This window comes from Candidatus Omnitrophota bacterium, from assembly GCA_018894435.1.
Classification (GTDB): domain Bacteria; phylum Omnitrophota; class Gorgyraeia; order JAHIPI01; family JAHIPI01; genus JAHIPI01.
Map to the genome: position 1 here is coordinate 1 of JAHIPI010000006.1, position 26,415 is coordinate 26,415.

General features: G+C 45.6%; 43 protein-coding genes. All 43 read left to right on the forward strand.

The genetic code is table 11. The features are described from left to right. On the forward strand, window positions 1-130 hold a 130-nt coding region (tuf, locus tag KKI13_00445; GenBank protein ID MBU4487525.1), incomplete at its 5' end, for an elongation factor Tu. A gap of 19 nt (window positions 131-149) precedes the next feature. Continuing rightward, window positions 150-461 (forward strand): 30S ribosomal protein S10, encoded by a 312-nt coding sequence (gene rpsJ / locus KKI13_00450; protein MBU4487526.1) that lies wholly within the window; start codon window positions 150-152, stop codon window positions 459-461. A gap of 12 nt (window positions 462-473) precedes the next feature. Beyond that, window positions 474-1,205: a 50S ribosomal protein L3 gene (gene rplC / locus KKI13_00455; protein ID MBU4487527.1), complete on the forward strand. Its 732-nt coding sequence runs from the start codon at window positions 474-476 to the stop codon at window positions 1,203-1,205. A gap of 9 nt (window positions 1,206-1,214) precedes the next feature. Next, window positions 1,215-1,838 carry a 50S ribosomal protein L4 gene (gene rplD, locus KKI13_00460; protein MBU4487528.1) on the forward strand — a complete coding sequence of 208 codons (624 nt, stop codon included), beginning with the start codon at window positions 1,215-1,217 and terminating at the stop codon, window positions 1,836-1,838. A gap of 2 nt (window positions 1,839-1,840) precedes the next feature. Next, the gene (gene rplW, locus KKI13_00465) at window positions 1,841-2,119 is read left to right on the forward strand and encodes a 50S ribosomal protein L23 (GenBank protein ID MBU4487529.1); all 279 of its coding nucleotides are present in this window, start codon (window positions 1,841-1,843) and stop codon (window positions 2,117-2,119) included. A 16-nt stretch (window positions 2,120-2,135) separates the two neighbouring features. Continuing rightward, window positions 2,136-2,960 (forward strand): 50S ribosomal protein L2, encoded by an 825-nt coding sequence (rplB, locus tag KKI13_00470; protein ID MBU4487530.1) that lies wholly within the window; start codon window positions 2,136-2,138, stop codon window positions 2,958-2,960. Between the two features lie 4 nt (window positions 2,961-2,964). Further along, the gene (rpsS, locus tag KKI13_00475) at window positions 2,965-3,249 is read left to right on the forward strand and encodes a 30S ribosomal protein S19 (GenBank protein ID MBU4487531.1); all 285 of its coding nucleotides are present in this window, start codon (window positions 2,965-2,967) and stop codon (window positions 3,247-3,249) included. Beyond that, entirely contained in the window at window positions 3,246-3,710 is a 465-nt protein-coding gene (rplV, locus tag KKI13_00480) for a 50S ribosomal protein L22 (protein MBU4487532.1), read from the forward strand. Before rpsS ends, rplV begins: the two co-directional genes overlap by 4 nt. A 5-nt stretch (window positions 3,711-3,715) precedes the next feature. Further along, window positions 3,716-4,399: a 30S ribosomal protein S3 gene (gene rpsC / locus KKI13_00485; protein MBU4487533.1), complete on the forward strand. Its 684-nt coding sequence runs from the start codon at window positions 3,716-3,718 to the stop codon at window positions 4,397-4,399. After that, window positions 4,374-4,790 (forward strand): 50S ribosomal protein L16, encoded by a 417-nt coding sequence (rplP, locus tag KKI13_00490; protein MBU4487534.1) that lies wholly within the window; start codon window positions 4,374-4,376, stop codon window positions 4,788-4,790. The genes rpsC and rplP overlap by 26 nt, the downstream gene beginning before the upstream one ends. Further along, entirely contained in the window at window positions 4,790-4,999 is a 210-nt protein-coding gene (gene rpmC / locus KKI13_00495) for a 50S ribosomal protein L29 (GenBank protein ID MBU4487535.1), read from the forward strand. Before rplP ends, rpmC begins: the two co-directional genes overlap by 1 nt. After that, entirely contained in the window at window positions 4,986-5,255 is a 270-nt protein-coding gene (rpsQ, locus tag KKI13_00500; GenBank protein MBU4487536.1) for a 30S ribosomal protein S17, read from the forward strand. Before rpmC ends, rpsQ begins: the two co-directional genes overlap by 14 nt. A gap of 75 nt (window positions 5,256-5,330) precedes the next feature. Beyond that, a complete protein-coding gene (gene rplN / locus KKI13_00505; protein MBU4487537.1) occupies window positions 5,331-5,699 on the forward strand; it encodes a 50S ribosomal protein L14 in 369 nt (122 codons plus the stop codon). Window position 5,700: 1 nt separating this feature from the next. Continuing rightward, entirely contained in the window at window positions 5,701-6,018 is a 318-nt protein-coding gene (gene rplX / locus KKI13_00510; protein MBU4487538.1) for a 50S ribosomal protein L24, read from the forward strand. Further along, window positions 6,019-6,567: a 50S ribosomal protein L5 gene (gene rplE, locus KKI13_00515; GenBank protein MBU4487539.1), complete on the forward strand. Its 549-nt coding sequence runs from the start codon at window positions 6,019-6,021 to the stop codon at window positions 6,565-6,567. A gap of 12 nt (window positions 6,568-6,579) precedes the next feature. Then, complete coding sequence (locus tag KKI13_00520) at window positions 6,580-6,765, forward strand: type Z 30S ribosomal protein S14 (protein ID MBU4487540.1); 186 nt, start codon at window positions 6,580-6,582, stop codon at window positions 6,763-6,765. 42 nt (window positions 6,766-6,807) lie between these two features. Further along, on the forward strand, window positions 6,808-7,206 hold the full coding sequence (gene rpsH, locus KKI13_00525; protein MBU4487541.1) for a 30S ribosomal protein S8: 399 nt from the start codon (window positions 6,808-6,810) through the stop codon (window positions 7,204-7,206). An 11-nt stretch (window positions 7,207-7,217) separates the two neighbouring features. After that, entirely contained in the window at window positions 7,218-7,754 is a 537-nt protein-coding gene (gene rplF / locus KKI13_00530) for a 50S ribosomal protein L6 (GenBank protein MBU4487542.1), read from the forward strand. 25 nt (window positions 7,755-7,779) lie between these two features. Continuing rightward, window positions 7,780-8,142, forward strand: a complete 363-nt coding sequence (rplR, locus tag KKI13_00535; protein MBU4487543.1) for a 50S ribosomal protein L18 — start codon at window positions 7,780-7,782, stop codon at window positions 8,140-8,142. A gap of 28 nt (window positions 8,143-8,170) precedes the next feature. Next, on the forward strand, window positions 8,171-8,683 hold the full coding sequence (rpsE, locus tag KKI13_00540) for a 30S ribosomal protein S5 (protein MBU4487544.1): 513 nt from the start codon (window positions 8,171-8,173) through the stop codon (window positions 8,681-8,683). 24 nt (window positions 8,684-8,707) lie between these two features. Further along, window positions 8,708-9,199: a 50S ribosomal protein L15 gene (rplO, locus tag KKI13_00545; protein ID MBU4487545.1), complete on the forward strand. Its 492-nt coding sequence runs from the start codon at window positions 8,708-8,710 to the stop codon at window positions 9,197-9,199. Continuing rightward, on the forward strand, window positions 9,199-10,545 hold the full coding sequence (secY, locus tag KKI13_00550; GenBank protein ID MBU4487546.1) for a preprotein translocase subunit SecY: 1,347 nt from the start codon (window positions 9,199-9,201) through the stop codon (window positions 10,543-10,545). Before rplO ends, secY begins: the two co-directional genes overlap by 1 nt. A gap of 2 nt (window positions 10,546-10,547) precedes the next feature. Next, window positions 10,548-11,210, forward strand: a complete 663-nt coding sequence (locus KKI13_00555; GenBank protein MBU4487547.1) for an adenylate kinase — start codon at window positions 10,548-10,550, stop codon at window positions 11,208-11,210. Next, on the forward strand, window positions 11,207-11,989 hold the full coding sequence (gene map, locus KKI13_00560) for a type I methionyl aminopeptidase (GenBank protein ID MBU4487548.1): 783 nt from the start codon (window positions 11,207-11,209) through the stop codon (window positions 11,987-11,989). Before KKI13_00555 ends, map begins: the two co-directional genes overlap by 4 nt. Next, window positions 11,968-12,186 carry a translation initiation factor IF-1 gene (gene infA / locus KKI13_00565; GenBank protein ID MBU4487549.1) on the forward strand — a complete coding sequence of 73 codons (219 nt, stop codon included), beginning with the start codon at window positions 11,968-11,970 and terminating at the stop codon, window positions 12,184-12,186. The genes map and infA overlap by 22 nt, the downstream gene beginning before the upstream one ends. 107 nt (window positions 12,187-12,293) lie before the next feature. Next, the gene (gene rpmJ, locus KKI13_00570; GenBank protein MBU4487550.1) at window positions 12,294-12,407 is read left to right on the forward strand and encodes a 50S ribosomal protein L36; all 114 of its coding nucleotides are present in this window, start codon (window positions 12,294-12,296) and stop codon (window positions 12,405-12,407) included. A gap of 50 nt (window positions 12,408-12,457) precedes the next feature. Next, a complete protein-coding gene (gene rpsM, locus KKI13_00575; protein ID MBU4487551.1) occupies window positions 12,458-12,856 on the forward strand; it encodes a 30S ribosomal protein S13 in 399 nt (132 codons plus the stop codon). Window positions 12,857-12,955: 99 nt separating this feature from the next. Next, window positions 12,956-13,399, forward strand: a complete 444-nt coding sequence (gene rpsK, locus KKI13_00580) for a 30S ribosomal protein S11 (protein MBU4487552.1) — start codon at window positions 12,956-12,958, stop codon at window positions 13,397-13,399. Between the two features lie 11 nt (window positions 13,400-13,410). Beyond that, window positions 13,411-14,040 (forward strand): 30S ribosomal protein S4, encoded by a 630-nt coding sequence (rpsD, locus tag KKI13_00585; GenBank protein MBU4487553.1) that lies wholly within the window; start codon window positions 13,411-13,413, stop codon window positions 14,038-14,040. A gap of 13 nt (window positions 14,041-14,053) precedes the next feature. After that, window positions 14,054-15,040 carry a DNA-directed RNA polymerase subunit alpha gene (locus KKI13_00590; protein ID MBU4487554.1) on the forward strand — a complete coding sequence of 329 codons (987 nt, stop codon included), beginning with the start codon at window positions 14,054-14,056 and terminating at the stop codon, window positions 15,038-15,040. Beyond that, window positions 15,037-15,654: a 50S ribosomal protein L17 gene (gene rplQ / locus KKI13_00595; GenBank protein MBU4487555.1), complete on the forward strand. Its 618-nt coding sequence runs from the start codon at window positions 15,037-15,039 to the stop codon at window positions 15,652-15,654. Before KKI13_00590 ends, rplQ begins: the two co-directional genes overlap by 4 nt. A gap of 16 nt (window positions 15,655-15,670) precedes the next feature. Then, window positions 15,671-16,867 carry a sensor domain-containing diguanylate cyclase gene (locus KKI13_00600; protein ID MBU4487556.1) on the forward strand — a complete coding sequence of 399 codons (1,197 nt, stop codon included), beginning with the start codon at window positions 15,671-15,673 and terminating at the stop codon, window positions 16,865-16,867. Continuing rightward, window positions 16,855-17,775 (forward strand): peptidyl-prolyl cis-trans isomerase, encoded by a 921-nt coding sequence (locus KKI13_00605; protein ID MBU4487557.1) that lies wholly within the window; start codon window positions 16,855-16,857, stop codon window positions 17,773-17,775. The genes KKI13_00600 and KKI13_00605 overlap by 13 nt, the downstream gene beginning before the upstream one ends. A 149-nt stretch (window positions 17,776-17,924) precedes the next feature. Further along, window positions 17,925-19,082: a pyridoxal phosphate-dependent aminotransferase gene (locus KKI13_00610; GenBank protein ID MBU4487558.1), complete on the forward strand. Its 1,158-nt coding sequence runs from the start codon at window positions 17,925-17,927 to the stop codon at window positions 19,080-19,082. Beyond that, on the forward strand, window positions 19,067-20,326 hold the full coding sequence (locus tag KKI13_00615; protein MBU4487559.1) for a 3-isopropylmalate dehydratase large subunit: 1,260 nt from the start codon (window positions 19,067-19,069) through the stop codon (window positions 20,324-20,326). Before KKI13_00610 ends, KKI13_00615 begins: the two co-directional genes overlap by 16 nt. Window positions 20,327-20,337: 11 nt before the next feature. After that, window positions 20,338-20,844, forward strand: a complete 507-nt coding sequence (locus KKI13_00620; protein MBU4487560.1) for a 3-isopropylmalate dehydratase small subunit — start codon at window positions 20,338-20,340, stop codon at window positions 20,842-20,844. Further along, window positions 20,834-21,925, forward strand: coding sequence for an isocitrate/isopropylmalate dehydrogenase family protein (locus KKI13_00625; protein ID MBU4487561.1), 1,092 nt, complete (start codon window positions 20,834-20,836; stop codon window positions 21,923-21,925). Before KKI13_00620 ends, KKI13_00625 begins: the two co-directional genes overlap by 11 nt. 16 nt (window positions 21,926-21,941) lie before the next feature. Continuing rightward, complete coding sequence (locus tag KKI13_00630; protein MBU4487562.1) at window positions 21,942-22,871, forward strand: malate dehydrogenase; 930 nt, start codon at window positions 21,942-21,944, stop codon at window positions 22,869-22,871. Between the two features lie 5 nt (window positions 22,872-22,876). Next, entirely contained in the window at window positions 22,877-23,587 is a 711-nt protein-coding gene (gene lipB / locus KKI13_00635) for a lipoyl(octanoyl) transferase LipB (protein ID MBU4487563.1), read from the forward strand. After that, entirely contained in the window at window positions 23,541-24,386 is an 846-nt protein-coding gene (locus KKI13_00640) for a lipoyl synthase (GenBank protein MBU4487564.1), read from the forward strand. The genes lipB and KKI13_00640 overlap by 47 nt, the downstream gene beginning before the upstream one ends. After that, window positions 24,383-24,613 (forward strand): hypothetical protein, encoded by a 231-nt coding sequence (locus KKI13_00645; GenBank protein MBU4487565.1) that lies wholly within the window; start codon window positions 24,383-24,385, stop codon window positions 24,611-24,613. Before KKI13_00640 ends, KKI13_00645 begins: the two co-directional genes overlap by 4 nt. A 35-nt stretch (window positions 24,614-24,648) precedes the next feature. After that, window positions 24,649-25,833 (forward strand): LL-diaminopimelate aminotransferase, encoded by a 1,185-nt coding sequence (locus KKI13_00650; protein ID MBU4487566.1) that lies wholly within the window; start codon window positions 24,649-24,651, stop codon window positions 25,831-25,833. Window positions 25,834-25,853: 20 nt separating this feature from the next. Next, window positions 25,854-26,415: hypothetical protein (locus tag KKI13_00655; protein ID MBU4487567.1), on the forward strand; the 562-nt coding region annotated here is incomplete at its 3' end.

The following is a 26,415-nucleotide window of genomic DNA, read 5'->3' on the forward strand; positions in this document are numbered from 1 at the left end:
GCCCGGAGACAATGTCCAGTTTGAAGTAGAGCTCATAACGCCTATCGCCATGGAGACGGAACTCCGCTTCGCCATAAGAGAAGGCGGCCATACGGTAGGAGCCGGAGTCGTAACGGAAGTAATAGCATAGTCGAACCATAAAGGGAAAAATGCCACACGAACAGCAGAAGATAAGAATAAAATTAAAGGCTTACGACCACAGGCTTCTTGATCTCTCGACGCAGGACATAGTCGAAACGGCAAGGAAGACCGGGGCGAGTGTATCGGGTCCCATACCGCTGCCAACGCGGCATGAGATATTCACCGTTTTACGGTCTCCGCATGTTGATAAAAAGTCGAGGGAACAATTTATGCTAAAGACGCACAAGAGATTGATAGATATCATCAATCCTACGGCAAAGACTATTGATGCGTTGAGAAAGCTGGATTTGCCGGCCGGCGTCGATGTAGAGATTAAATAAGAGAGCTGAGAAATGGCTAACGGCATACTAGGTAAAAAGATAGGGCAAACCCAACTTTACACCGAAGGCGGTGCGCTTGTATCGGTAACGGTTATAGAGGCCGGGCCCTGTACTATTTTGCAGGTTAAAGAGCCGGCAAAAGATAAATACATGGCAATTAAGTTGGGCTTTGAGAATAAGCGCGAAAAGAATACAAATAAGCCCGACATGGGCAATTTTAAAAAGGTCAATTCTGCGCCCAAAAGATTTGTGCGGGAGATACGCGTTGCCTCTTTGGAAGGATACAACGCAGGCGACGAAATAAAGGTAGATATATTTCATAAGGGCGGCTTTGTAGATATAGTAGGCACTTCAAAAGGCAAGGGTTTTCAGGGAGGAATGAAGCGATGGAATTGGCACGGCAGCTGGGGCGGGCACGGCTCTATGCACCATAGGCGAGTAGGCTCCATAGGCGCGTCATCGTTTCCTTCGAGGGTGGTAAAAGGTCATCACATGCCCGGACATATGGGCAATGAGAGGGTGACAATCCAAAACTTAGAAGTAATAGAGGTAGATACTGATAAGAATTTACTCGTTGTAAAAGGTACTGTACCCGGGCACAATAATTCATTTTTGACTATCCGTCAGTCCAAGAAAAAGACCGGCACAGCTAAGTCAGGGCCGGCACAAGCAGCAGCGAAAGCCAAGAAGGAAACGAAAGCAAAGAAAGGCCCGGCGGCTCCAAAAGCAGCGCCGAAGAAGTAGGGGTAGGGCATGTCGAAGCTAACCATATATAATACAAAAGGTAAAGAAGTGGGGTCGGTAACCGTGGACGATACCTTTGTGTCAAAAAAGGTAAACAAAGGCGTATTATACCAGGTCATAAACCTTTATCAAGCCTCCTTGCACAGGGGTACGCACAAGGCAAAGACTCGAAGCGAAGTAAGAGGAAGCGGTAGAAAACTTTGGCGTCAAAAAGGCACGGGCCGCGCACGTATAGGCAGCATAAGAAGCCCCATTTGGAGAGGCGGCGGGGTAGTATTTGGGCCAAAAGTGCGAAGCTATTCCTATTCCGTTCCACAAAAAGCTAAGCGGTTAGCTCTTTTAGAGGCCGTGAAATCTAAAATACAGGATAAGGATATAGTAATTTTTGATAAGATTAACATTGAAACACCGAAGACCAAGGAGATGCTGGGAATAATAAAGTCACTCAAGCTGGACAAGAAATGTCTTATGGTACAGGAAAAGCTTGACGGAAATATAAAATTAGCATCGCGCAATATAGCCAATTTTTCATTGGCAGAGCGAAGAAATATGAATGCTCTTCTAGTGCTCAGGCATAATAAATTAGCTATGTCGGAAGAGGCCTTTTCAAATCTCCTCAAAGGAAATAAATAGATATGAAGAAACCGTACGAGGTATTAAAATCCGCTCTTCAGACAGAAAAGGGCGCCATGATGAGGCCGCAGAACAAGTACCTTTTCTGGGTCGATAAAAACGCCAATAAAATAGAGATCAAAAATGCCGTTGAGTCGATCTACAGGGTGACGGTAGAAAAAGTAAACACCGAAATGGCCAGGGGCAAGAATAAGCGCGTCAGATATGCGATGGGAAAAACCCCGGACTGGAAAAAAGCAATAGTACAGCTTAAGATAGGCGACAAAATAGATATAGCTTAAGGTTAAAGAGGATAAAATGGGCATTAAGACGTATAAACCGACATCACCGGGAATAAGATTTGTCACGGGATTTGATTTTAAAGAGTTGACAAAAAATGCAAGGCCGGAAAAATCCCTGCTTGTCCCGCGCAAAAAGACGGGCGGCAGAAATTCTTCAGGCAGGATAACATCGCGCCATAGAGGCGGCGGCCATAAGCAGATGATAAGGATTATCGACTTTAAACGGGATAAATACAACATACCCGCAAAAGTCACCTCCATACAATATGACCCCGTACGAAGCGCCAGGATAGCGCTTTTGCAGTATACAGATGGAGAAAAGAGATATATCATAAGCCCGCTCGGGTTAAGGGTAAATGACGAGATAGTATCCGCCCCTACCGCGGAGATAAAAATAGGCAACGCCATGGAACTCAGGAATATTCCGCCCGGCATTCCTATACATAATGTAGAATTAAAAAAGAGGAAGGGCGGCCAGATCGCAAGATCGGCCGGCAATTCATGCCTCATAATGGCGAAGGAAGGCGATTATGCGCATGTGAAATTGCCGTCGGGCGAAATCAGGCTGATATCCCTTGATTGTTACGGCACAATCGGACAGGTGAGCAATGTCGAAAATGACGCTATAAGCTTGGGAAAGGCCGGCAGGTCCAGATACCTGGGCATAAGGCCGTGGTCCAGGGGAGTCGCTAAGAATCCCCACGATCATCCGATGGGCGGCGGTGAAGGGAAAAGCTCGGGTGGCAGGCATCCGACAACACCTTGGGGTAAGATTACAAAAGGACTTAAGACGCGAAAGCGTAAATTATCTGATAAGTATGTACTAAAAAGAAGGAAATAAATAAATGTCAAGATCTACAAAAAAAGGCCCGTATGTTGACCAGAGACTTTTAGAAAAAGTACAAAACATGCTGAAGTCGGGAAGCAAAAAACCGATCAAGACATGGGCGCGATCTTCTACCATCACGCCCGATTTTGTAGGGCTTACGCTTTCAATATATAACGGCAGAAAATTTATCCCCGTATTCGTGACCGAGAATATGGTCGGACATAAACTGGGCGAGTTTGCGCATACGAGGACGTTCAGAAAACACAGCGCCCATACAGAAGTATCGAGAGAATTAACATGATCGCAAAAGCTGTTACAAAATATGTTAGGATTCCCCCCAGGAAGGCAATGTTGGTTACGAGGCCCCTCAAGGGGTTATCAGTGCCCAGGGCATACGCGTTGCTCGCCGGCATAAAAAAGAAAGCGGCCCGTTTCATAAATTTGACATTGAGATCGGCTGTGGCCAATGCCCATAAAAAAGACCAGCATTTAGATGAATCGGATCTTTACATTTCGAGGATCACCGCTGACGGCGGGCCAATGCTGAAAAGGTTTAGAGCCGGCAGCATGGGCAGGGCGTTTACAATAAGGAAGCGTACGTGCCACCTGACCGTTCAGCTTGATGTCAAAGAGAAACCTAATGTAGGAATACCATCGGACAAAAAGTCCGCCAAGTCGAAAGCTGTACAGCCAAAAGCCGCAAGGCCCAAGGATGTAAAGCCGCGCCCGACTAAGCCAGCTACAAAGAGAGAACGGAGGTAATTTAAGTGGGACAGAAGGTTCATCCACATGGTTTTAGGTTAGGCTATATAAGAAATTGGGAATCTATGTGGTTCGCAAAATCCAAAAAAGATTTCGGCGAATTTATAGAAGAAGATCGAAATATAAGAAAATATGTCAAGAAGAGCCTCTCACAGGCAGCGGTTGCTAAGATAGAGATATTCCGCGCCAGCAATAAGGTCAGGCTGAATATATGGTCGGCACGCCCCGGCATCATCATAGGGAGAAAGGGTGCTGAGATAGACAGGCTGAGAGACGAACTTCAGGAATTGACAGGCAAGCAGATATTTTTAGATATAAAAGAAGTTAAAAGTCCTTCTACTAACGCCCAGCTAATATCGGAAAATATTGCGCTGCAGCTTGTAAGGAGGATACCGTTCAGGCGGGCGATGAAGAAAGCCGTTACAGTCGCGATGGATCAAGGCGCGCAGGGCATTAAAATAAGATGTTCCGGACGCCTCGGCGGAGCGGAAATTGCGAGAAGCGAAAGTTACATGGTGGGAAAGGTCCCCCTGCAGACCTTACGCGCTGATATAGAATATGGTTTTTTTGAGGCACTTACTACTTATGGTTTAATAGGCGTGAAGGTATGGGTATGCAAAGGCGAAAAGGCGCCTTTATATAGCGAGGAAAGGAAGATAAGAAATGGCGTTGATGCCAAAAAGAGTTAAATTTAGAAAACAACAAAAAGGAAAACGCCGCGGAATAAGTTATAGAGGCTCCTCTGTTTCCTTCGGCGAATTCGGACTTCAGGCGCTCGAAAATGCCTGGATGAGCGACAGGCAGATAGAGGCTGCCCGTGTCGCGCTCATGAAGGTAACGAAAAGAGGCGGGAAGACCTGGGTTAGGATATTTCCGGACAAGCCGATTACTAAAAAACCGGCGGAAACGAGGATGGGAAAAGGCAAGGGCATGCCCGAAAAATGGGTGGCAGTAATAAAAAGAGGCAGAATATTATTTGAACTTGAGGGAGTGCCCGAAGAACTCGCGAAAGACGCCCTAAGATTAGCGGCACATAAGCTTCCGTTCCGCACAAGATGCGTTTCAAGGAGCCGTATATAATGAAAGCTAAGATAAATGAACTAAGGCAATTGGACGCCAATGAGATGCGCGAGAAGGTGGATGCGATGGAAAAAGAACTATATAATCTAAGATATCAGGCCTCTACTTCGCAGGTTGAGAAGCCCCATAGAATAAAAGAGATACGAAGGGAAATAGCTGTATACAAAACCCTTATAAGAGAAAAGGAATTGGCAAATGCCAAACGATAACACGCAAAAAAGGACTTTGATTAAAACCGGCACTGTGGTAGGCGATAAGATGCAAAAGACCATTATCGTACGTATAGACAGAGTGACTCATCATCCAAAATATAATAAGATTATGCATAAAAGCGTTAAAGTGAAAGCGCACGATGAAAAGAATGCTGCCAAGACAGGCGACACCGTAAAGATAATGCAGGTAAGGCCTATATCGAAAGATAAGCGGTGGAAGCTCTTGGAAATAATTAACCCTTCGACTCGATAATATTTTAAAAAGCGAAGAGCGCTCAGGGTTAATGCTGAGCTAAGTCGAAGCATTAATAAATCATAAGGTGAAAACATGATACGGATGCGTACAATACTGGACATAGCAGATAATACCGGCGCAAAAAGGGCTTCTTGTATAGGGGTGCTCGCCCGCGGCGACAAGCACCACGCCGGCATAGGAGATATCATAACGGCCAATATAAAGGAATCTACGCCGGATGCCGTTGTTAAAAAAGGCGAAGTGGTTAAAGCTGTGGTAGTCAGGACTGCGAATAAAATACGCAGAGCCGACGGGTCCTATCTTAAATTTGACAACAATGCGATAGTCATCATAGACCTGCAGAGAAACCCCCGCGGCACGCGGGTATTTGGGCCTGTGGCGAGAGAGTTGCGCGACAAGAATTTTATGAAGATAGTTTCGCTGGCGCCGGAGGTAGTGTAAGATGATATCTATAAGAAAGAACGACACTGTAAAAGTCCTGACCGGTAAGGATAGAGGCAAGACCGGCAGGGTTCTAATGGTTTTACCGAAAAAAGACAGGGTCCTGGTGGAAGGGGCAAATTACGTAAAGAAGCATGCGCGGCAGACGCGGCAGGACCAAAAGGGCGGTATCATACAAAAGGAAATGCCGCTCCATATTTCAAATGTAATGCTTATGTGTAAGAACTGCAATAAGCCCACAAGGCCGGAGACACAGACCGCTCTTGGCGGCAACGACAAGACAAGAATATGCAGAAAGTGTAAGGAGATAATCAGTTAAATGGCAAGGTTAAAGGATAGGTTTGACAAAGAGATAGCGCCCCGGATGAAAGAACGATTCAACTATTCTAACATCTGGCAGGTGCCGCAAGTTAAAAAAGTCGTGATAAACATGGGGCTCGGCGAAGCAGCTCATGACAACAAAGTCATAGAAGAGGCTATCGTAGAATTAGGTTTAATAACGGGCCAGCGGCCTGTTATAACCAAAGCCAAAAAGGCTATAGCGAACTTCAAGATCAGAAAAGGTTCAACAGTAGGATGTAAAGTCACCCTAAGAAAAGATAAGATGTACGAATTTCTAGATAGGCTTATTTCCATAGTTATACCCAGAATAAAAGACTTTCGCGGCCTTTCGCCCGATTCGTTTGACGGCCGCGGTAATTACGCCTTTGGGCTTACGGAACAGATCGTGTTTCCCGAAGTGGATGCCGACAAAGTCACCATGGTCAAAGGTATGGATATCATAATCACGACATCGGCCGGGACTGACGATGAAGCCAAAGAATTGTTGGCGCTCATTGGTATGCCATTTCGAAAAACACAAGGATAGAGAAAGAATTTTATGGCAAAACAGTGCTTAATAGAAAAGTGTAAACGCGAACCTAAATTTAAGGTTAGAAAATACCACAGGTGCAGGCTCTGCGGCAGGAGAAGGGGATATATGCGGAGATTCGAATTATGCCGTATATGTTTCAGGGAACTTGCTCTTCGGGGCGAAATACCGGGCATAGTAAAAGCAAGCTGGTAGGTTTGCCTTAGGAAAAAGTGATATAAAATAGAGAGGGAATAGATGCCAGTTACCGATCCAATAGCTGATATGTTGACGATTATCCGTAACGGTTCACGCTCAAAAAAGGAAAAGGTCGATGTCAAGCGCTCGAACCTTACAGAGGACATACTTAAAATATTCAAACGTGAAGGTTACATAAGCAATTTTAAACCCATAGAGGATAAAAAGCAGGGAGTAATAAGGGTTTACCTGAGGTACAACGAGGACAAATCACCCGTTATAACAGAAATAAAAAGGATTTCTAAACCTGGATTAAGGGTGTATGTCCCAAATACTAATATTCCAAGAGTACTTAGCGGATTCGGTATAGCCGTATTATCTACTTCGCGCGGAGTTATGACTAACAAAGATGCGCGAAGAGAAAAGATCGGCGGCGAAGTCCTCTGCTACGCTTGGTAAGACAGGCCAATATGGCGAGATTAGGAAAAAAACCGATAGATATCCCCGGTAATGTAAAAGTGAATATTGATAAGGGTGTTGTGCTCATCGAGGGTCCGAAAGGCAAATTAGAGCACAAGATCCCAAGTCCCATAGCCGTAAAGGTGGAAAATAATCAAGTGAAGGTGGAATGCCCGTCTGATTTAAAGCCGGACATGTCCCTGCACGGTTTGACGCGTACTCTTATCAATAACATGATAAAAGGGGTGGTTGACGGCTATCAGAAAGAGCTTGAAATAAGAGGCGTAGGTTATAAAGCACAGATAGTCGGAAGGAGCCTAAGCGTTGCTTTGGGATTTTCGCATCTAATAGAGTATCCCATACCTGAAGGGGTTATCGTAGAGACGCCCAAACCAACGCAGATAGTGATTAAAGGCATAGATAAAGTAAAGGTCGGCAAAGTCGCCGCCGAATTGCGCGCTTACTATAAGCCAGAGCCGTACAAAGGCAAAGGCATAAGGTATGTCAACGAATTTGTCAAGCACAAGGCCGGCAAGACTGTTGCGTAATTCAAAAACTTAAAGGTGTTTTAAAATGAGTAATCTAAAAGAGAACGCGCGTATAAAAAAGCATTTGAGATTGCGGCAAAAAGTGGCGGGCAATGAAGAGCGGCCGCGAATGGCCGTGCACAGGAGCCTCGCAAACTTATACGTTCAATTTGTAGATGATATAAACCAGAAGACCATCTATTCTGTTTCAACGCTAGATTCTAAGGTTAAAAGCCAGGTAAAATACGGCGGCAATATCAAGGCCGCGGAAACGCTGGGCACCCAGGCAGCGCTTATCGCAAAATCTAAAGGCATATCAAAAGTCGTATTTGACCGCGGCGGCTATTTATATCACGGCAGGATAAAAGCCTTTGCGGAAGCTGCGCGAAAAAACGGACTCGTATTTTAATCCGCCTTCGCCAATAAGAAAGGTTCATATGGACACTAGGGGAGTTAAAGCAAAGAAAGAAAGCGCGCTGAAGCAAGCGGGAGCTGCTCCACAACTTGAAATTATAGAAAGAGTTATAAGCATCAACAGGGTCGCCAAAGTTGTAAAAGGCGGAAGGAGATTCTCCTTCAGTGCCCTTGTTGCCGTCGGAGATGGCAAGGGGCATGCCGGCTACGGTTTTGGCAAGGCAAACGAAGTCTCGGAGGCAATCAAGAAAGCGCTGAACCACGGGAAGAAAAATTTCATAACAGTACCTCTTCGGAATACTACTATTCCGCATGAAATAATAGGTAAATATAAAGCGGCGAGAGTGCTTTTAAAGCCGGCAGGGCCCGGTACGGGCGTAATAGCCGGAAGTGCGGTTAGAGCGATATGCGATTCGGCCGGCATAAAAGACATACTTACAAAATCGCTCAAATCCGACAATGCGCTCAATGTGGTAAAAGCCGCTATTGACGGTTTTTCAAGATTAAAGACGAAACCGGTGAAAGCATCCGAATAGTTTTAGGCAAACGGGGATAATCTGATGAAGTTAAATGAAATAGGCATACCTTACGGGGCGAGAAGAAAGAAGAAAAGAGTCGGACGCGGCTCGGGTTCCGGCCACGGCAAGACGAGTACGCGAGGCCACAAAGGCCTAAAAGCACGAAGCGGCGCGGGCGGAAAATTGAGATTGAGTTTTGAGGGAGGCCAGATGCCTCTGATACGCCGCGTACCCAAACGCGGCTTTAATAGCCCATTTAAAATAGTAAGCCAGGTTATAAATATCGAACAATTGAATCATTTCAAAAAAGATGAAACTGTCGACCTGAAAAAGCTGCGGGGATCAAACCTTATAAAGACATTGAATAAGCCCGTAAAGATTTTAGGGGACGGAGAGATTAAGAAGGCCTTAACGGTATACGCGCATTCTTTTTCAAAGAGCGCTATCGATAAGATAGTAAAAGCCGGCGGGAAAGCGGAGATTTTACCTGTAAGCGCCGCTGGGCCGAAGAAATCCAAAGCCGAGAAGAAATAATGTCCAACGCTTTTCTAAATATATTTAAGATACCGGACCTGAAGAAAAAGATGCTCATCACTTTAGGTCTTATCGCTGTTTACAGGGTCGGCGCCTTTATACCCACGCCCGGCATAGACGGTGCGAAATTGATGATGTTCTTTCAAAGAATAGCCGAGACAACAGGCGGCACGCTATTCGGCCTTATGAATGTGTTTTCGGGCGGTGCCATGGACAGGGCAACTATATTTGCCCTTGGTATCATGCCGTATATATCGGCCTCGATTATATTGCAGCTTTTGACAGCCGTAATACCCTATCTTGAGCGTTTGGCGAAGGAGGGCGAGGCAGGCCGAAGAAAGATAACACAATATACGCGGTACGGTACGGTGGTGCTATCTGTTATACAGTCTTATTTTATTGCTTTATGGCTCGAAAACCCTGCGCATTTTCAGGGCGAGGTAATAGTGCCTTACGGCGGATTGGCGTTTCGCCTTATAACGATTATAACGCTTACAAGCGGCACTGCCTTCATAATGTGGCTTGGCGAACAGATCCAGGAGTTTGGTATCGGCAACGGCATTTCTCTTATAATCACAGCCGGTATTATTTCGCGCTTACCTATGGCGCTCGGGCAGTTATACCTCTTATCGTCGCCTTTTTCGCCGGATAAGAGGCAGATAGAGCCCATAACATTGATACTTATGGCAGTAATGTTTGTGGGGGTTATTGCCGGAGTAATACTTATAACGCAAGGCCAGCGTAAGATACCCATACAATACGCAAAACGCATAGTCGGCCGTAAAATATACGGTGGCCAAAGTACTTATATACCTCTCCGGGTCAACCAGGGAGGAGTCATACCAATAATATTTGCGCAGAGCATAATATTATTCCCGGCCACTATAGCCAGCGTTGTGGCAAATCCGATTGTCCAAAAGGTTGCGGGCGCGCTTACGGAACGCGGATGGGGATATAATATCGTATATTCGCTGCTTATCATATTTTTCGCTTATTTCTATGCGGCAATCACCTTTAACCCCATAGATGTCGCCGAAAACATGAAGCGATACGGCGGATTTGTCCCGGGCATAAGACCCGGGAAAGCTACGGCAGAATTTTTGGATTACGTCATGACTAGAATAACGCTCCCCGGTTCCATTTTTCTAGCTATAATAGCTATAATACCTACTTTGATAAGCCACGGACTCGGCATTCCGTTTCTTGTCGCCAGCTTTTTCGGAGGGACGAGCCTTTTGATCGTAGTAGGGGTCATGCTTGATACTGTGCAGCAGATAGAGGCCCATCTTCTGACGCGCCACTACGAAGGCTTTATGAAGAGCGGAAGAATTCGCGGGAGGAGATAGGGATGAACCTCGTGCTTTTGGGCCCTCCCGGAGCCGGTAAGGGTACACAGGCTAAGGTTCTTTCGCGAGATCTCAATATCCCGCACATATCAACGGGCGATATGCTTAGGGATGCGGGTGCGAAAGAAAGTCCTCTAGGCAAGCAAGCAAAAGGATATATGACGAAGGGCGAACTTGTGCCCGACGAGCTGGTTATAGACATAGTAAAAGAACGCCTGACGAAGAATGATGTCGCGAGCGGTTTTATATTGGATGGTTTCCCGCGGACAATTGAGCAGGCAAAGATATTAGATTCCACGCTGGCGAAGATCGAAAAGAAGCTCGATACGGTACTTTATTTTAAGACATCGCTCGAGATGAGCATTTCGCGGTTAAGCGGCAGGCGGGTATGTAAGGCGTGCGGAGCAAATTTTCATGTCACGAATATACCGCCGAAAAAAATTGGTGTATGCGATTATTGCGGCGGGGAATTATACCAGCGCAAGGATGATTCTGAAGAAACTGTAAGGCGCCGATGGTCGGTTTATACGGAAGAGACGACGCCTCTTGTGGATTATTATAAGAAAAGCGGGCTCCTTGAAGAGGTGTCGGGCGACCTTGATGTCACTGAATTGAATGTAATGCTTAAGGCTCTTTTTCATAGTCGGGGACTTGATAAAATATGATAAAGCTGAAGTCCGAGAGGGAACTCGCCATAATGAGAAGGGCTGGCAGTATTGTGGCGGAGGTCCTCGGCAATATCGGAAGCCAGATCAAGCCGGGCGTCGAAACGTTAGAACTGGACAGGTACGCTGAAGCGTTAATACGAAGGCTGGGTGGTAAACCTGCCTTCAAAGACTACAAGGATTACCCGGCAAATATATGCACATCGATCAATGAAACAATAGTGCACGGTATACCCGGTAAAGTAGTTTTACGGGACGGCGATATAATAAGCATCGATGTCGGCGTGGAGCTGGAAGGCTACTATGCCGATGCGGCTTTCACTTACCCGGTAGGCAATATTCGGAGGGATTCACAGCAATTGATAGATGTTGCGCAAAAATCACTTGAAAAAGGTATAGAAAAAGCCATTCCGGGAAACAGGATCTCTGATATATCAGGCGCGATACAAGACTTTGTGGAATCAAAAGGTTTTAACGTGATCCGCGACTTTATAGGCCACGGCATAGGGTCTAGGCTGCATGAGCCTCCTGAAATACCGAACTTTGTTCCGGATCATAAGACTGCGATAGAATCGGCGAGTGATCCAAGACTTGAAAAAGGGATGGTATTGGCTATAGAGCCGATGGTAGCGGCGGGTAAATACGAGGTATGTATTCTAAAGGACGGGTGGACGGCCGTGACGGCAGACAGGAGCCGGGTCGCCCATTTTGAACACACGGTAGAAATAACGTCCAAAGAACCGGAGATTTTGACGCTATGGCAAAAGAAGAACCGATAGAAGTAGAAGGAAAGGTTGTGGAATCGCTTCCTAATGCGATGTTCAAAGTCGAACTTGATAACGGGCATAAGATTCTGGCCCACGTATCAGGCAAGATGCGGATGCATTTTATACGCATTCTTCCCGGCGACAGAGTCAATCTGGAGCTCTCCCCTTATGACCTTACCCGGGGGCGGATAGTCCATCGCAATAAGTAATAAATGTAGCCCCTCGACTTTCCGCCAGAGGCGGACCCGCCGATGCGTTGTGGCGGGCGCTCGAGAATATTTGCTAACGAGCGAGAGAGGGCAAATCGGAAAATATTATGAAAGTCAGATCAAGTGTCAGAAAAATATGCTCTAAATGCAAAATAATTAGAAGAAAAGGCATCATCAGGGTCATATGCAAGGAGCCCAAGCATAAACAGAGGCAGGGATAGCTAGTTATAACATAAGGCGCTCCACAGTGATAACCGCATAAGGAGGAACAGTGCCAAGAATCGTAGGAGTTGACATACCCAAAGAAAAGCGAATAGAGATAGCGTTGACTTATATCCATGGCATAGGCAGAACAAGTGCTAACCGGATATTAAAATCGGCGGGGATAAGTCCGGACGTAAGGGCAAAAAGCCTTACGGAAGACGATATATCAAAATTGAGTACCATAATACAGCGGGAATACCGTATAGAGGGTGATCTTCGGCGGTCAGTGGCGGCAAATATAAAGCGGTTAATTGATATAGGATCATACAGAGGATACAGGCACCGCAGGTCATTGCCGGTAAGGGGGCAGAGGACACGTACAAATGCCCGCACGAGAAAGGGGCCGCGCAAGACCGTCGGGGTCGTGCGTCAAAAAGAGACTAGGTCGGCAGTAAAGAGTGAATGAAAGGAGTAAAACGTGGCGGAAGCAAAAGAACCCAAACCCAAAGACGCGAAAGAGGCAAAGCCTAAAATAGACGAAAAAGCTAAGCAGGAAGAGAAGCCCATGCCTGAGGAAAAACCAAAGGTTGAGGGAAAGCCAAAGGCAGAAGAAAAGCCAAAGACCGAAGAAAAGCCAAAAGCAAAAAAGAAGCTGGCGAAAAATATCACAAGCGGCGTAGCGCATATACTCGCTAGTTTCAACAATACCATTGTTACCATAACGGATAAAAGCGGCAATACCATCTGCTGGTCATCTACAGGCACTACCGGTTTTTCCGGTTCCAAGAAGTCGACACCGTTTGCCGCGCAGGTGGCTGCCAGTGATGCTGCCAAAAAGGCGGTAGGGATGGGGCTTAAGGACGTGGAAGTATATATAAAAGGCCCCGGCGCCGGCCGGGAATCGGCAATCCGGGCCATACAGGCAGCGGGGTTGGTTATAAAAGCGATCAAAGATGTTACACCTATACCCCATAACGGATGCAGGCCGCCAAAAAGACGGCGTGTTTAGGAGAGGAGAAAATGGCACGACAACGCAAACCATTGTGTAAATTATGCAGGCGCGAAGGGACGAAATTATTCCTTAAAGGCTCGCGGTGCAATACCGATAAGTGTGCCGTAGCGCGGAGGGCATATGCTCCGGGCCAACACGGCCAGAAGAGGTCCAAGCTGTCAGATTATGGCATACAGTTAAGAGAAAAGCAGAAGGCTAAAAAGATTTACGGCGTACTAGAAAGACAGTTTAGGCACTACTTCTTTATAGCGGAGCGTTCCAAAGGCGTTACAGGTGAAGTCCTTCTTCAGCTTCTGGAGCGCCGGTTAGACAACGTTATTTATAGATTACCTTTCGCGCCAAGCCGACAGGGTGCACGGCAACTTGTTAGGCACGGGAAGATCTGTGTAAATGACAAAAAGGTTAACATTCCTTCATATCTGGTAACCGAGGGGGATGTTATTACGGTAAAATCCGACGAGAAACTCAAAAAGAAAATACAGGATACCGTCGAACTCACAAAGGATACGCGTGCAGTGCCAGCATGGCTCGCAGCCGATTATGCCAGTTTAAAAGGCGAAGTAAAAAGGCTTCCTATTAAAGCGGATATCGGTTATGCCATACAAGAGCAATTAATCGTAGAGCTTTACTCGAAATAACGGAGGAACATATATGGGTATTAGCTGGAAAAATTTTGAAATGCCGAAACGCATCGAGTGCGACGAGTCAACATACAATGATACGTACGGGAAATTTATTGCAGAGCCGTTTGAGCGCGGATACGGAATGACGGTCGGAAACTCGCTGCGCAGAGTGCTTCTTTCGGGCATAGAGGGCGCCGCTATAACGTCATTAAAAATAGAAGGCGTACTGCACGAATTCGGCACTATACCGGGCGTCATGGAAGACGTCTCCGAAATAGTTCTGAATGTGAAAAGGATAATCCTGCGCTCCCGCACCAAAAATCCGAAAACCCTTTTCGTAAACGTAGACAAAAAGGGCGAGGTTAAGGCAGGAGATATTACAGTGGACGAGACCATAGAAGTCTTGAACCCGGATCTCCATATAGCGACGCTTGCCAAGAAGATAAAATTCAACATGGAATTGGAGGTCGGCAGGGGCCGCGGCTATGTACCGTCGGAAAAAAACAAAAAAGAAGGGCAGCCGATAGGGGTATTGGCCGTTGATTCTATATTTACGCCTGTTGTAAAGATAAACTTTAAGGTTGAGAATACAAGAATAGGTCAGATCACCGATTACGACCGGCTTATTTTGGAGATTTGGACAAATGGCAGCATATCTCCCAAAGACGCGCTTTTATACGCTTCGCATATTCTGCAGAACCACCTGGATCCGTTTGTCAATTATGGCAAACTTCCGGAGGAAGAAGAGTCAGAAGGCGAATCTCCCGAAGAGAAAGAATTGATAGAGAAGCTGAAGATCCCCGTTACGGAACTTGAGCTTTCCGTCAGGAGTTCAAATTGCCTTAAGGAAGCCAAGATAAAGACCATTGGCGATTTGGTAAGAAAAACTGAGATGGAAATGCTGAAATACCGCAACTTCGGAAAGAAGTCCTTAAGTGAAATAAATAAGATATTGCAGGATATGGGATTATTGCTGGGAATGAAGGCCCCTAAAAAGAAAGTGGATGAAGAATGAGGCATAGAAGGAGAACCAATAAACTTTCTAGAAATACAGCTAACCGCAAAGCGCTTTTGCGCAGCTTAGCAAGAAGCCTTCTTTTGCATGAACATATAACCACGACATATAAAAAGGCCAAAGTAGCTAGCTCTTTGGCCGACAAGCTTATTACCCTGGGAAAAGAAAATACAATTACTGCAAAAAAACGAGCGATAAGCATCCTCGGCTCAAAAGAATTGATCAACAAGCTTTTCGACGATATTGCCCCCAGGTTCGCTAAGCGACAAGGTGGCTATACGCGCGTATTGCACATGATGCCGCGCCCGGGCGACGGAGCAGAGATGGCCGTCCTGGAGTTCACCGAGCGAAAGATCGTCGAGAAAAAGGTAAAAGCAAAGAAAGCTAAGAAACTAAAAGAAGAAGGGAAATCAACGCCTGCTCATCGCGCAGAAAAAGATCACCCTGAAGCAGAAAAGGTAAAACCTCCTCCGCCGCCCAAATCCGTTATGACGGCCGAAAAAGAAAAGGCAGGGGAAGAAAAGGCCAGGGAGAAAGCAAAAAGCGAAGGGCAGAAATTGCAGCACGGTTTCCTGAAGGGCCTAAGAGGATATTTCCACAGAAAATCCGGCTAAAGGAAGGCGGGTATCTATGATCAACTTATATCTGAGCATTCCGATATTATGTGTCGCTATTGTAATGGTCCTTATTTTGATAGGCGCACAGGAAGTCCGAATAGCATTACTTAGAAAGAAACTTGATGAAGCAATCGTAGGTACGGAAAAAAGGAATATCCAGCTATCCTACCTTATAAAAACCGCACAGTCTTTAAGCTCCGCTCTCAGCAAGGACAAGTTGTTGCGCCTCATAATAGAAACCTTCGGCGAAATAAGCAAATCTGAGCGTGTCCCAAGCCTTTCCGCATTATACCTGATTGACTACAACACGAACAGATTTTCATACGAAACCGGTTTTAATATTGATATTACAATGCTCAAACATCCAAGTTATGGCCTTGAAGATACGCCGTTTAAAGTGTTCAGAAAAAACAGGGAACTGGCATTTTTTGATGACAAAGAAAATATTAAGGCAGATTTTCTGAAAGAAAATAAGATAGCCGTTGCGCGGGAAGCGGATTATGCCGTACTTGCGCCTTTGGTAGTCGAGAATGAAGTAATGGGAATAGTGGTCTCACTTTGCGCAAAATCTGCTTACGAGTTTCTGAGGAAGGATTTATATCTTTTGCAAGCAGTAATAGGGCAGGCGTCCATTGCCCTCGGCAGCGCCGTGCAATCGGAATTGGCTGTTTTAGACAGGCTTACCAAGGTTTACAATCATGCTTACTTTGAAGTGCGGCTGGAGCAGGAGATAGCCCGATCCAATCGTTACAAATATCCCGTTTCGGTTTTTATGATCGACATAGACCATTTTAAAATAATCAATGATACGTACGGCCATCAGCAGGGAGATGTAATATTAAAAGAGGTCGCGCGGATAATAAAATCAAATATACGAGTAGTCGATCTTTGCGCCAGATATGGCGGCGAAGAATTTGCCGTAATACTGCCTGAAACCGACCTTGCCGCATATTCCAAACGCGAAAAACCGGCCACAGCCGGAGAAGCGGGGGGCGCCATAGCAAAAGCCGAAAATCTGCGCAAGATTATAGCAGAGTCCAAGATTACCGCGCCGGAAGGAGCTTTGATTGAATTGACGGTCAGCATAGGCATAGGTGTCAAGAGATTCCCCGGCGGAGAATCGATAGGCAAGGACGATATTATACGAGAGGCGGATAAGCAGTTGTACGCCGCTAAGGAAAAGGGGAGGAATAAGGTATGTCACGCATAAAAAAAGAGGCACTTATAACTAATACATTATGCGCAAGTTTGTCGATTTTATTATGTTTTATTGCCTATGGCTGCGCGAAAAAAACAGACCAAACTCCGATAAGAGGCCAGGCGGCAGAAAAAGGCGGACTTGTGAAGGTTGGTGAAGTAGTTGCGAGCGTCGGGGGAGAGAATATTACAATCAGTGAATACGAGGAAGAGATGGCTATGTTGCCGCCGATGTATCGAAGCATGGCAATCTCGAACAAACAGCAGTTCGTAGACAGCTTGATAAATAAACATCTTTTGCTTGGGGAGGCAAAGAGGCGGCATCTCGAGAATAATGAAAATGTAAAGAAGCTTCTTTCGAAAGCAAAAGATGAGATAATGATGCAGGAGTTAATCGGCATAGAGATCACGGACAAAATAAAGATTACCGATGATGATATCGGAAAATATTACGAGGCGAATAAAGACAAATATATCGCGCCTCAAAAGACGCGGGTATCTCACATTTTGGTCGATTCCGAAGTTGTGGCTCAAAAGGTATTGTTCGACCTTCGGAAGGGAGAGGATTTTGCGGTAGTCTGCGAGGAATACTCTCTGGATATTCCGACTAAAGCGAAGGGCGGCGATACCGGGTATTTTGCGAAAGGGTCTCTTTTGCCGGAGTTTGAAGAGGCCTGTGACAGTCTGGAAGTCGGCGATACGAGCGGAGTGGTCAAAACAGGCCTCGGTTATCATATCGTAAGGGTAACTGACAGAAAAGAGTCCCAACCGCGCCAGCTTTCGGAAGTTAGAAATGAGATCGAGAACGAATTATTTATCGAAAAACAGATAAGCCTTTACGAAGAATTGATGCAGGGACTAAAAAAAGGCAAAGAGGTAAGGGTAAATAACACCGTATTTGACAAAATAGGAATCGAATAAAGCTAGTAAGCGAGCTCTTCTTTCGTAATGCGAAAACCACGCGGCAATAAATAGCTGCGTGGTTTTTTAATTGTAAAATCCTATTATCTATGGTATATTTTACACCATAGCAGCATAAACTATATTAAAATAATACAATAATCAGGTGAATTATGATAACAGAGAGACTGAAGTATATAGCGTCGTCAGCTACGCTTGATATCACCACAAAAGCAAAAGCATTAAAAAAAGGTGGGTTTGATGTCATCAATTTTGCCGGCGGTGAGCCAGATTTTGACACACCTCAATATATTAAGAAATCGGCTATTGACGCCATAAATAAAGGGTTCACCAAATATACGCCCGCTACCGGAACGGCGGAACTGAAAGAGGCAGTAAGTAAGAAATTTAAAAATGACAACGGGCTTGATTACAAGCCTGGTCAGGTCATCATAAGTTGCGGCGCAAAGCACGCGCTTTACAATATATTTCAGGCAATATGCGAAAAAGGCGATGAGGTGCTCATACCAATGCCTTATTGGCTCAGCTATCCCGAAATGATAAAGATGAGCGAAGCTCGGCCCGTTATAGTGGAGTCGGATGAAAATACTTCAAAGGTCACGCCCGAAAGATTGGAGAAGTGCGTAACCAAAAGAACCAAGGCGCTCATAATAAACAGCCCATCAAATCCTACGGGCATAGTCTATTCGAAAGATGAATTGAAAGCGCTGGCCGATTTCGCGGTAGGGCACAACGTATTTGTGATAAGCGATGAGATTTACGAGAAGCTTATATACGACGGGCTAAAACATGTTTCGATAGCGTCTTTCAATAAGAAAATATACGACCTCACTTTTGTCGTAAACGGCGTATCTAAGAGTTATTCCATGACCGGCTGGCGCATAGGTTACTTGGCGGGAAGGGAAGATATAGTAAAGTCCATAGCGGCCTTCCAGAGCCATTCAACATCGAACCCGACATCCATATCTCAAGCCGCGGCATTGGCAGCTTTGACAATCGACGATCCGTCCACATCCAGTATGGTGCGCGAGTTCGAGAAGAGGCGCAATATACTCATAAAAGGGCTTGGTGAAATAAGGGAACTAAAATGCAATAAGCCGGAGGGGGCATTTTATTGTTTTGTGGATATAAGCAAAACAGGTATGAGCCCCGCAGTATTTTCAAAACGGCTTCTGGATGAGGAATATATAGCGACTATACCGGGTGAGCCCTTCGGCTCAAATAAACATGTACGCTTCAGTTTTGCCACAAGCACAGCCGATATAGAAAAAGGTTTGGAAAGATTGAAAAAATGGGTAAAACGATAGCAGAAAAAATATTAAGCAGCCATTCCGGCAGGGATCTTAAGGCCGGAGATATAGCGATATGCAAAGTTGATTTCTGTTTTGGCCAGGACGGAACAAGCTCTCTTATCATAGACAGTTTTAATAAGTCCGGAAAAACCAAAGTATTTAACCCACTTAAGTTCTGTATGGTCATAGACCATAGCGCTCCGAGTCCAAACCTAGGTGTTTCCGAAATTCATAATAAGATGCGGGAGTTTGCCAAAAAAATGAAGGTAGGCCTTTACGATGTCGGCTCGGGCGTCTGTCATGTCATTATACCCGACGAGGGCCATGTAAAACCTGGCGATCTTGTATTAGGCGCCGATTCGCACACATGTACATACGGGGCGCTGAATGTTTTATCTACCGGCGTGGGTTCCACAGACCTTGCCATAACCCTGATGAGCGGGCACAATTGGTTCAAAGTACCCGAAAGTATAAAGATGGAGATTACCGGAGCTCTAAAAAAAGGTGTATACTCAAAAGATCTTATATTGCATATCATCGGTGATGTCGGCGCAAACGGCTGCACTTATAATTCTGTCGAATTCTATGGCGAGACTATAAAGGGCTTAAGCGTAGACGCCAGGCTCACCATATCTAATATGGCGGTCGAGATGGGAGCAAAGTTTGGCGTTATGGAGGCGGATGCCAAAGTAATTGATTACCTGAAAAGATGCGTAAAGTTAAAATCAAAGATAATGCCAGTATCGGCGGATAAAGATGCCCATTATTCAGGAATAAAAGAATATGATGCATCAAAGCTTGAGCCAATGGTAGCAAAGCCCCACACCGTCGACAATGTTGTGCCTGTGGGCAGGGTGAATAATGTGAAGATCGACGAGGCCTATATAGGAACCTGCACAAACGGGAGGCTTGAAGATCTTAAGATAGCGGCGGGTATATTAAAAAAACAAAGAATACACAAGAAGCTGAAGTGCATCATTGCGCCAGCGTCTCTCGGCATATTCGAGGGCGCCGTAAAGACAGGATACATCAGGACGTTTATAGAGGCGGGATGTATTGTAGTGGCGCCGGGTTGCGGACCTTGCGTCGGTACACATGAGGGCATACTTGCGGATAATGAAGCCGCGATATCAAGCGCGAATAGAAATTTTAAAGGCCGCATGGGCAACCCAAACTCTTTTATCTATCTTGCGAGCCCGGCAACCGTCGCGGCAAGCGCAATTGAAGGTAAAATAGCGGATCCAAGGAATTATCTTTAAGCGAGGCCACTATGGTAAAAGGAACGGCGCACAGACTAGACCCTTTTGATAACGTAAATACAGATTATGTTATATCAGGAAGGTATAAGTTCAAGATAAAAGACATGAAGGAGCTGTCAAAGTACCTTTTTGAAGATATAGACCCTAATTTTCACAAAAAGGTAAAAAGCGGCGATTATGTGATCGCCGGAGAAAATTTCGGCTGCGGCTCCTCGCGGGAACAGGCGCCCTGGGTAATAAAAGAGGCGGGAATAAGCGCGGTACTCGCTAAAAGCTTTGCTCGGATATTTTTCAGAAATGCATTTAATATCGGCCTATGCGTTGTTGAGTGCGATACCGACAGGATAAAAGACGGCGATATAGTAGAGTTTGATCTGGAAAAAGGGGTCGTGATAAACCACACACAGAATGAAACCATAAAGACGAAACCCGTGCCTAAGCTTATGAGGCGTCTGCTTCTGGACGGCGGAGTCATCGAACATTTTAAAAAACACGGAGATTTTAAAATTGAGGCATAAAATAACGTTGATACCCGGAGACGGGACAGGCCCGGAAATAGCCGAGGCCACTAAGCGATGCATAGAAGCAACCGGCCTCGATGTTGAGTGGGATATTCAAAACGCCGGTGCCGATGTCATGGAAAAGACGGGTGAAGTCCTGCCGCAGGATGTGATAGAGTCGATACGCAAGAACAAAGTGGCAATAAAAGGCCCCATAACCACCCCCGTAGGTACGGGATTTAGAAGCGTAAATGTGGCTATGCGAAAGGAGCTTGACCTTTATGCCTGTGTAAGGCCATGCAAATTATATGAAGGCGTAAGATCGCGATACGAAAATGTGGATCTGGTTGTAATACGCGAAAATACGGAAGATCTCTACGCCGGTATAGAGTTTAAAAAGGGCGAAATGAATACCGAAAGCATAATAAGCGAGATAGAGAGACTTTCTAAAAAATCCATACGTAAAGATTCGGGAATAAGCATAAAGCCGATCTCCGAAACCGGCTCTAAAAGAATAGTGCGTTTTGCATTTGAATACGCCCTGCATAACAAACGAAAGAAAGTAACGGCTGTCCATAAGGCCAATATAATGAAGCATACGGACGGCCTGTTTCTTGAGTGCGCCAGGGAAGTGGCTAAAGAGTACGAGGGAAAAGTGGAGTTTGAAGATAGGATTGTAGACAATATGTGCATGCAACTCGTTCAGAAACCGGAATTATACGATTGTATGGTCCTGCCCAATCTTTACGGCGACATTATTTCCGATTTATGCGCCGGGCTTGTCGGAGGATTAGGAGTGGCGCCAGGCGGAAATATCGGCGAGTGTGCGGCACTTTTTGAACCGACGCACGGCAGCGCCCCTAAATACAAAAACGCCAATAAGGTAAACCCCGTGGCAATGATACTATCCGGAGTTATGATGCTCCACTATTTAAAAGAAGATAAAAAAGCAGATATCCTGGAATCTGCCGTAGCCAAAGTAATAAGAGAGGGTAAATACGTCACTTACGACCTTAAGGCAAATAGGAATGACCCATCCGCGGCAGGAACAGCGGAAATGGCGGATGCCATCATAGCTCGGATCAAAAAGATAAAATAAAGAAGAGGATCAAAAATTGAAGACCGAAAAAGTAAGCATAATAGGCGCCGGTAATGTAGGGGCGCTTTTGGCATTAAGAATCGTGGAGCACGATCTGGCCGATGTGGTCCTCGTGGATATTGATGAGGGCATAGCAAAAGCTAAGGCATACGACCTGGCAGATGCATCCGCTATAATGGGATACGAGAAAAAGGTGGAGGGGACGGCGGATTATTCAAAAATAAGCGATTCTTCCATAGTAGTGATAACGGCGGGGTTTCCGCGTAGGCCCGGAATGTCAAGAGAAGACCTTATCCAGAAAAACGGCGCCGTTGTAAGAGAAGTTGCCCTTAATATAAAGAAGTTTGCGTCCGATGCCGTCGTTATTGTAGTCACCAACCCTCTTGATATTATGACTTATTTGACTTATAATATCTCCGGCTTTGATCATAAAAAGGTCATAGGCATGGCGGGGGTCCTTGATTCCGCCAGGCAATCAAATCTGATTTCCGAAGAATTGAACATAATGAAAACGGAAGTCGACAGCGTTATAATAGGCAGCCACGATGACAATATGGTTCCTCTCCTAAATTATTCAAAGGCGCAGGGTATGCCACTTAAGAAGGTAGCGGACGAGAATAAGATTAATGAAATAATGGAGGGCGCCAAAAAGCGCGGCGCTGAGATAGTATCATTATTGAAATCAGGGAGTGCCTTTTTTGCTCCGAGCGCCGGATGTTTTTACATGGTAAAGTGTATATTGAACAATGAGCACCTGACTATGTGCGCCTCAGTGTATTTGAACGGAGAGTACGGCTTGCGTGAGATATGTATCGGAGTGCCGATTGTTTTGGGTAAAAACGGCACTGAGAAGATCATCCAACTTGACTTAGATACTGATGAGCGGGAAAAGTTTCAAAAGGCCGCCGGACTGATAAAAAGCGCTATCGAAAAATTGAATTTTTAGGATAAATGCTTACGATGGATCCGCTCGCAGTTATAGATGCCGGAGTAATGCCTTATGGCGACACATTGGCATTACAGAAAGAAATATTAGCGCAGAAAAAATGCGGCACAGCCGAGGACTACCTTATTCTCGTAGAGCATCCCAATATCTTTACAATAGGCCGAAGCGGAACCGAAGAAAACATATTAGTCGATGAAAGTCTTTTAAAAGAATGCTCTCTTCGTGTCCTGCATGTTGACCGAGGCGGCGATATAACCTTTCACGGTCCGGGGCAGGTGGTTATTTATCCTGTATTTGATTTGCGTAATCACACTAAAGATGTCCGTTCTTTTATATATAATCTTGAAGAAGTCATTGTGCGTGTCGTAGGAAGTTGCGGCCCATACGCATACAGAAACGCTAAATATACGGGCATTTGGACAAGCGCCGGTAAAATAGGTTTTATAGGAATAGGGCTTAGTAGTTGGATCACCTATCATGGCGTAAGCCTCAATGCAAACATTGACTTGAAATATTTCTCCATGATAAGGCCTTGCGGCATAAAAGATGTCCCCGTAACAAGCTTGGCCGATATTTTAGGTACACGAATAGATATAAAGGATTTAAAAGAATTAATTATTAAAAAATTTTGCGAGGTTTTCAGTTTTGAACACTACTCGTATAGAGAGAATGCCTTCCTGGCTCTTGAGGCCCATGCCGGATTCCGGAGCCGGTAAGAAAATAAGCGCCTATTTAAAGAAGAAGGCCCTGGAGAGTATTTGTGAGAACAGCCGCTGTCCTAATATTGGTGAATGCTATTCCCGAGGCAATGTCAGCTTTCTGATATTAGGAAGGACATGCACGCGGAACTGCCTTTTTTGCGCACTTAGTAATGGATCTCCTGAAGCGGTCAGGCATGAAGAGGCCGGGTCAATAGCGGAAGCGGTAAGAGATCTTGGAATCAGGTATGTGGTAATTACGTCTGTAACGAGAGACGATTTATCTGATGGAGGCACCGGCCATTACTTAAGAGTAATAAACGCGATAAAGGGCCTATCGCCGCTGACAAAGATTGAGGCCCTGACGCCCGATTTTGCGGGCCGAAAGGAAGCAATAGAGGCTGTGGCAGCATCCGGCATAGAGACATTTGCTCATAACATGGAAACGATAGAACGGCTTTATTCCGCGGTAAGGCCAAAATCGGATTACTGCCGTTCGTTGGGGGTATTGGCATTTGCAGCATCTTTGAAAAAAGCGAGGATTAAAAGCGGCTTTATGCTAGGGTTGGGGGAAGCTGAAAAAGAAGCATTTCAGCTTATGGAAGATATCAGGGCTACCGGATGCGATTTCCTGACAATCGGCCAATACCTTCGTCCCAAAGATTCACCGCTTCGCGCCGTAGAATATATAGATCCGAATAGATTCGAGTCTCTGAAAATTGCGGCATACAGTATGGGATTTAGGAGCGTTGCCAGCGGCCCTTACATAAGGAGCTCCTATATGGCTGAGGCGCTTTATGGGGAAGGGGTATCATGAAAAATATAATGCTGCCGGAATTAGGCGAAGGCATAGAAGAAGCCGTTGTGTCGTTATGGCATTTTGCGGAAGGCGAGACCGTCAAGGTCGATGACGATCTGGTGGAAATCGTCACCGATAAAGCGACTTTCAATGTACCGGCCGGGACATCCGGAAAAATAAAACGGATTGTCACGAGCGAAGGAACTACCGTGAAAATAGGCGAGGTACTCGCAGAGTTAGAATAAGATATGAATAAAACTTCAGAAGGAGAACTAATATGATACACGAGGCAAACAGGCTAAAGAGATTACCGCCGTATCTTTTTGCTCTTGTAGATAAAAAAAGAAAAGAAGTGATGAGTCGCGGCGTAGATGTGATAGACCTCAGCATGGGTTCGCCGGACCTTCCGGCGCCTAAGCAGGCCATCGATGAGCTCTGCAAGCAGGCGCGCGTTGACGGTAATCAGCGGTATTCGCGCTGGGACGGCGAAGTAGAAAAAGAGCTCCGAAAGGCCATAGCTGATTGGTATATGGATAAATTCAATGTGTCGCTTGACCCGGAGACCGAGGTTGTGCCCCTCATCGGCTCTAAGGAGGGTATAGCTCATTTGTGCCTGGGTTTTCTTAACAGTGACGATATAACGCTTGTTCCGAATCCCGCGTATCCGGTCCATTTCAACGGCGTTATAATGGCCGGCGGCATACTTTACAATATCCCGCTTACGCCCGAAAATAATTATATGCCCAAACTGCATACATTAAGCAGTGAAGTGGTAAAGATGTCAAAACTTTTGCTTATCAGCTATCCGCATAACCCGACTACGCAGGTCGCAAGCCTGGAATACTTCCAAGAAGTAGCCGATTGGGCAAATAAGAAGAATATAATAGTCGGCCATGACCTGGCTTATTCCGATATCGTATATGATGGGTATAGGGCCCCGAGCTTCCTTGAGGCAAAGGGGGCTAAAGATATTGCGGTAGAGTTTCATACGCTTTCCAAATCCTATAATATGGCAGGCTGGCGGTTAGGTTTTTGCGTAGGGAATAAAGACATAATAAAGACCCTGCTCAAAACAAAGAACTATATTGACTTCGGCATATTCCGCGCAATCCAGCACGCGGCCATCAAGACATTGCGCGGATCGCAGGACGTTGTCAAAAAGACAGTCGAAACATATAAACGCAGGATGGACCTATTTGTAAACGGGCTTAATGAAATAGGATGGAAAGTGGAAAGGCCAAAGGCAACTTTCTACATATGGACCCATATACCGCCTAAATACAGCGCCCTTACTTCTATGGAATTCACCGACCTCCTTCTGGAAGAGGCCGGCGTGGCAGTTGCGCCCGGAACCGGATTTGGGGAATACGGTGAGGGGTTTGTGCGATTTGCGCTTGTAGAGAATGAAGAGAGGCTAAAACTAGCGCTTCAGCGCATTAAAGCGCTGCTGGAATCCAAGGATTAAAATCCCAAGATGCGTGCCGCATGAATAAGAAGATACTTCTCTTGTATATTTCAGAGCACTCCGGCCACCATCAAGCGGCAATAGCGCTGGAAAAAGCCATCTTAAAGAGATCGCCCGGTTCAGACGTACTTAGCATAAACGCCTTCAGGTATGTGAATCCTGTCATGGAAAGGATAATCCACGGGGCGTACATGAGGGTCATAAAAAAACGGCCGGAAATATGGGGTTATCTGTATGATAATCCCAAAATAATAAAAAAAACCGAACGGTTGAAGAATTTTATCAACCGTTCCAATTCGCAAAAAATAGAAAAGCTCATAAGCCGGTTTGAGCCTGACGTCGTAGCGTGTACACAGGCATTTCCCTGCGGCATATTCGCAAGTTATAAAAAACGCTATAAAAAAGATACACCGCTTGTGGGCATTCTTACGGATTACGCCCCTCACTCTTATTGGATATATGACAATGTCGACATTTATGTTGTTCCGTCAAAAGGTGTCGGTGAGGAGTTTATAAAAAAAGGCGTAGCCGAAGATAAGATAAAAGCGCTGGGCGTTCCGATAGACCATTCATTTGCCGAGA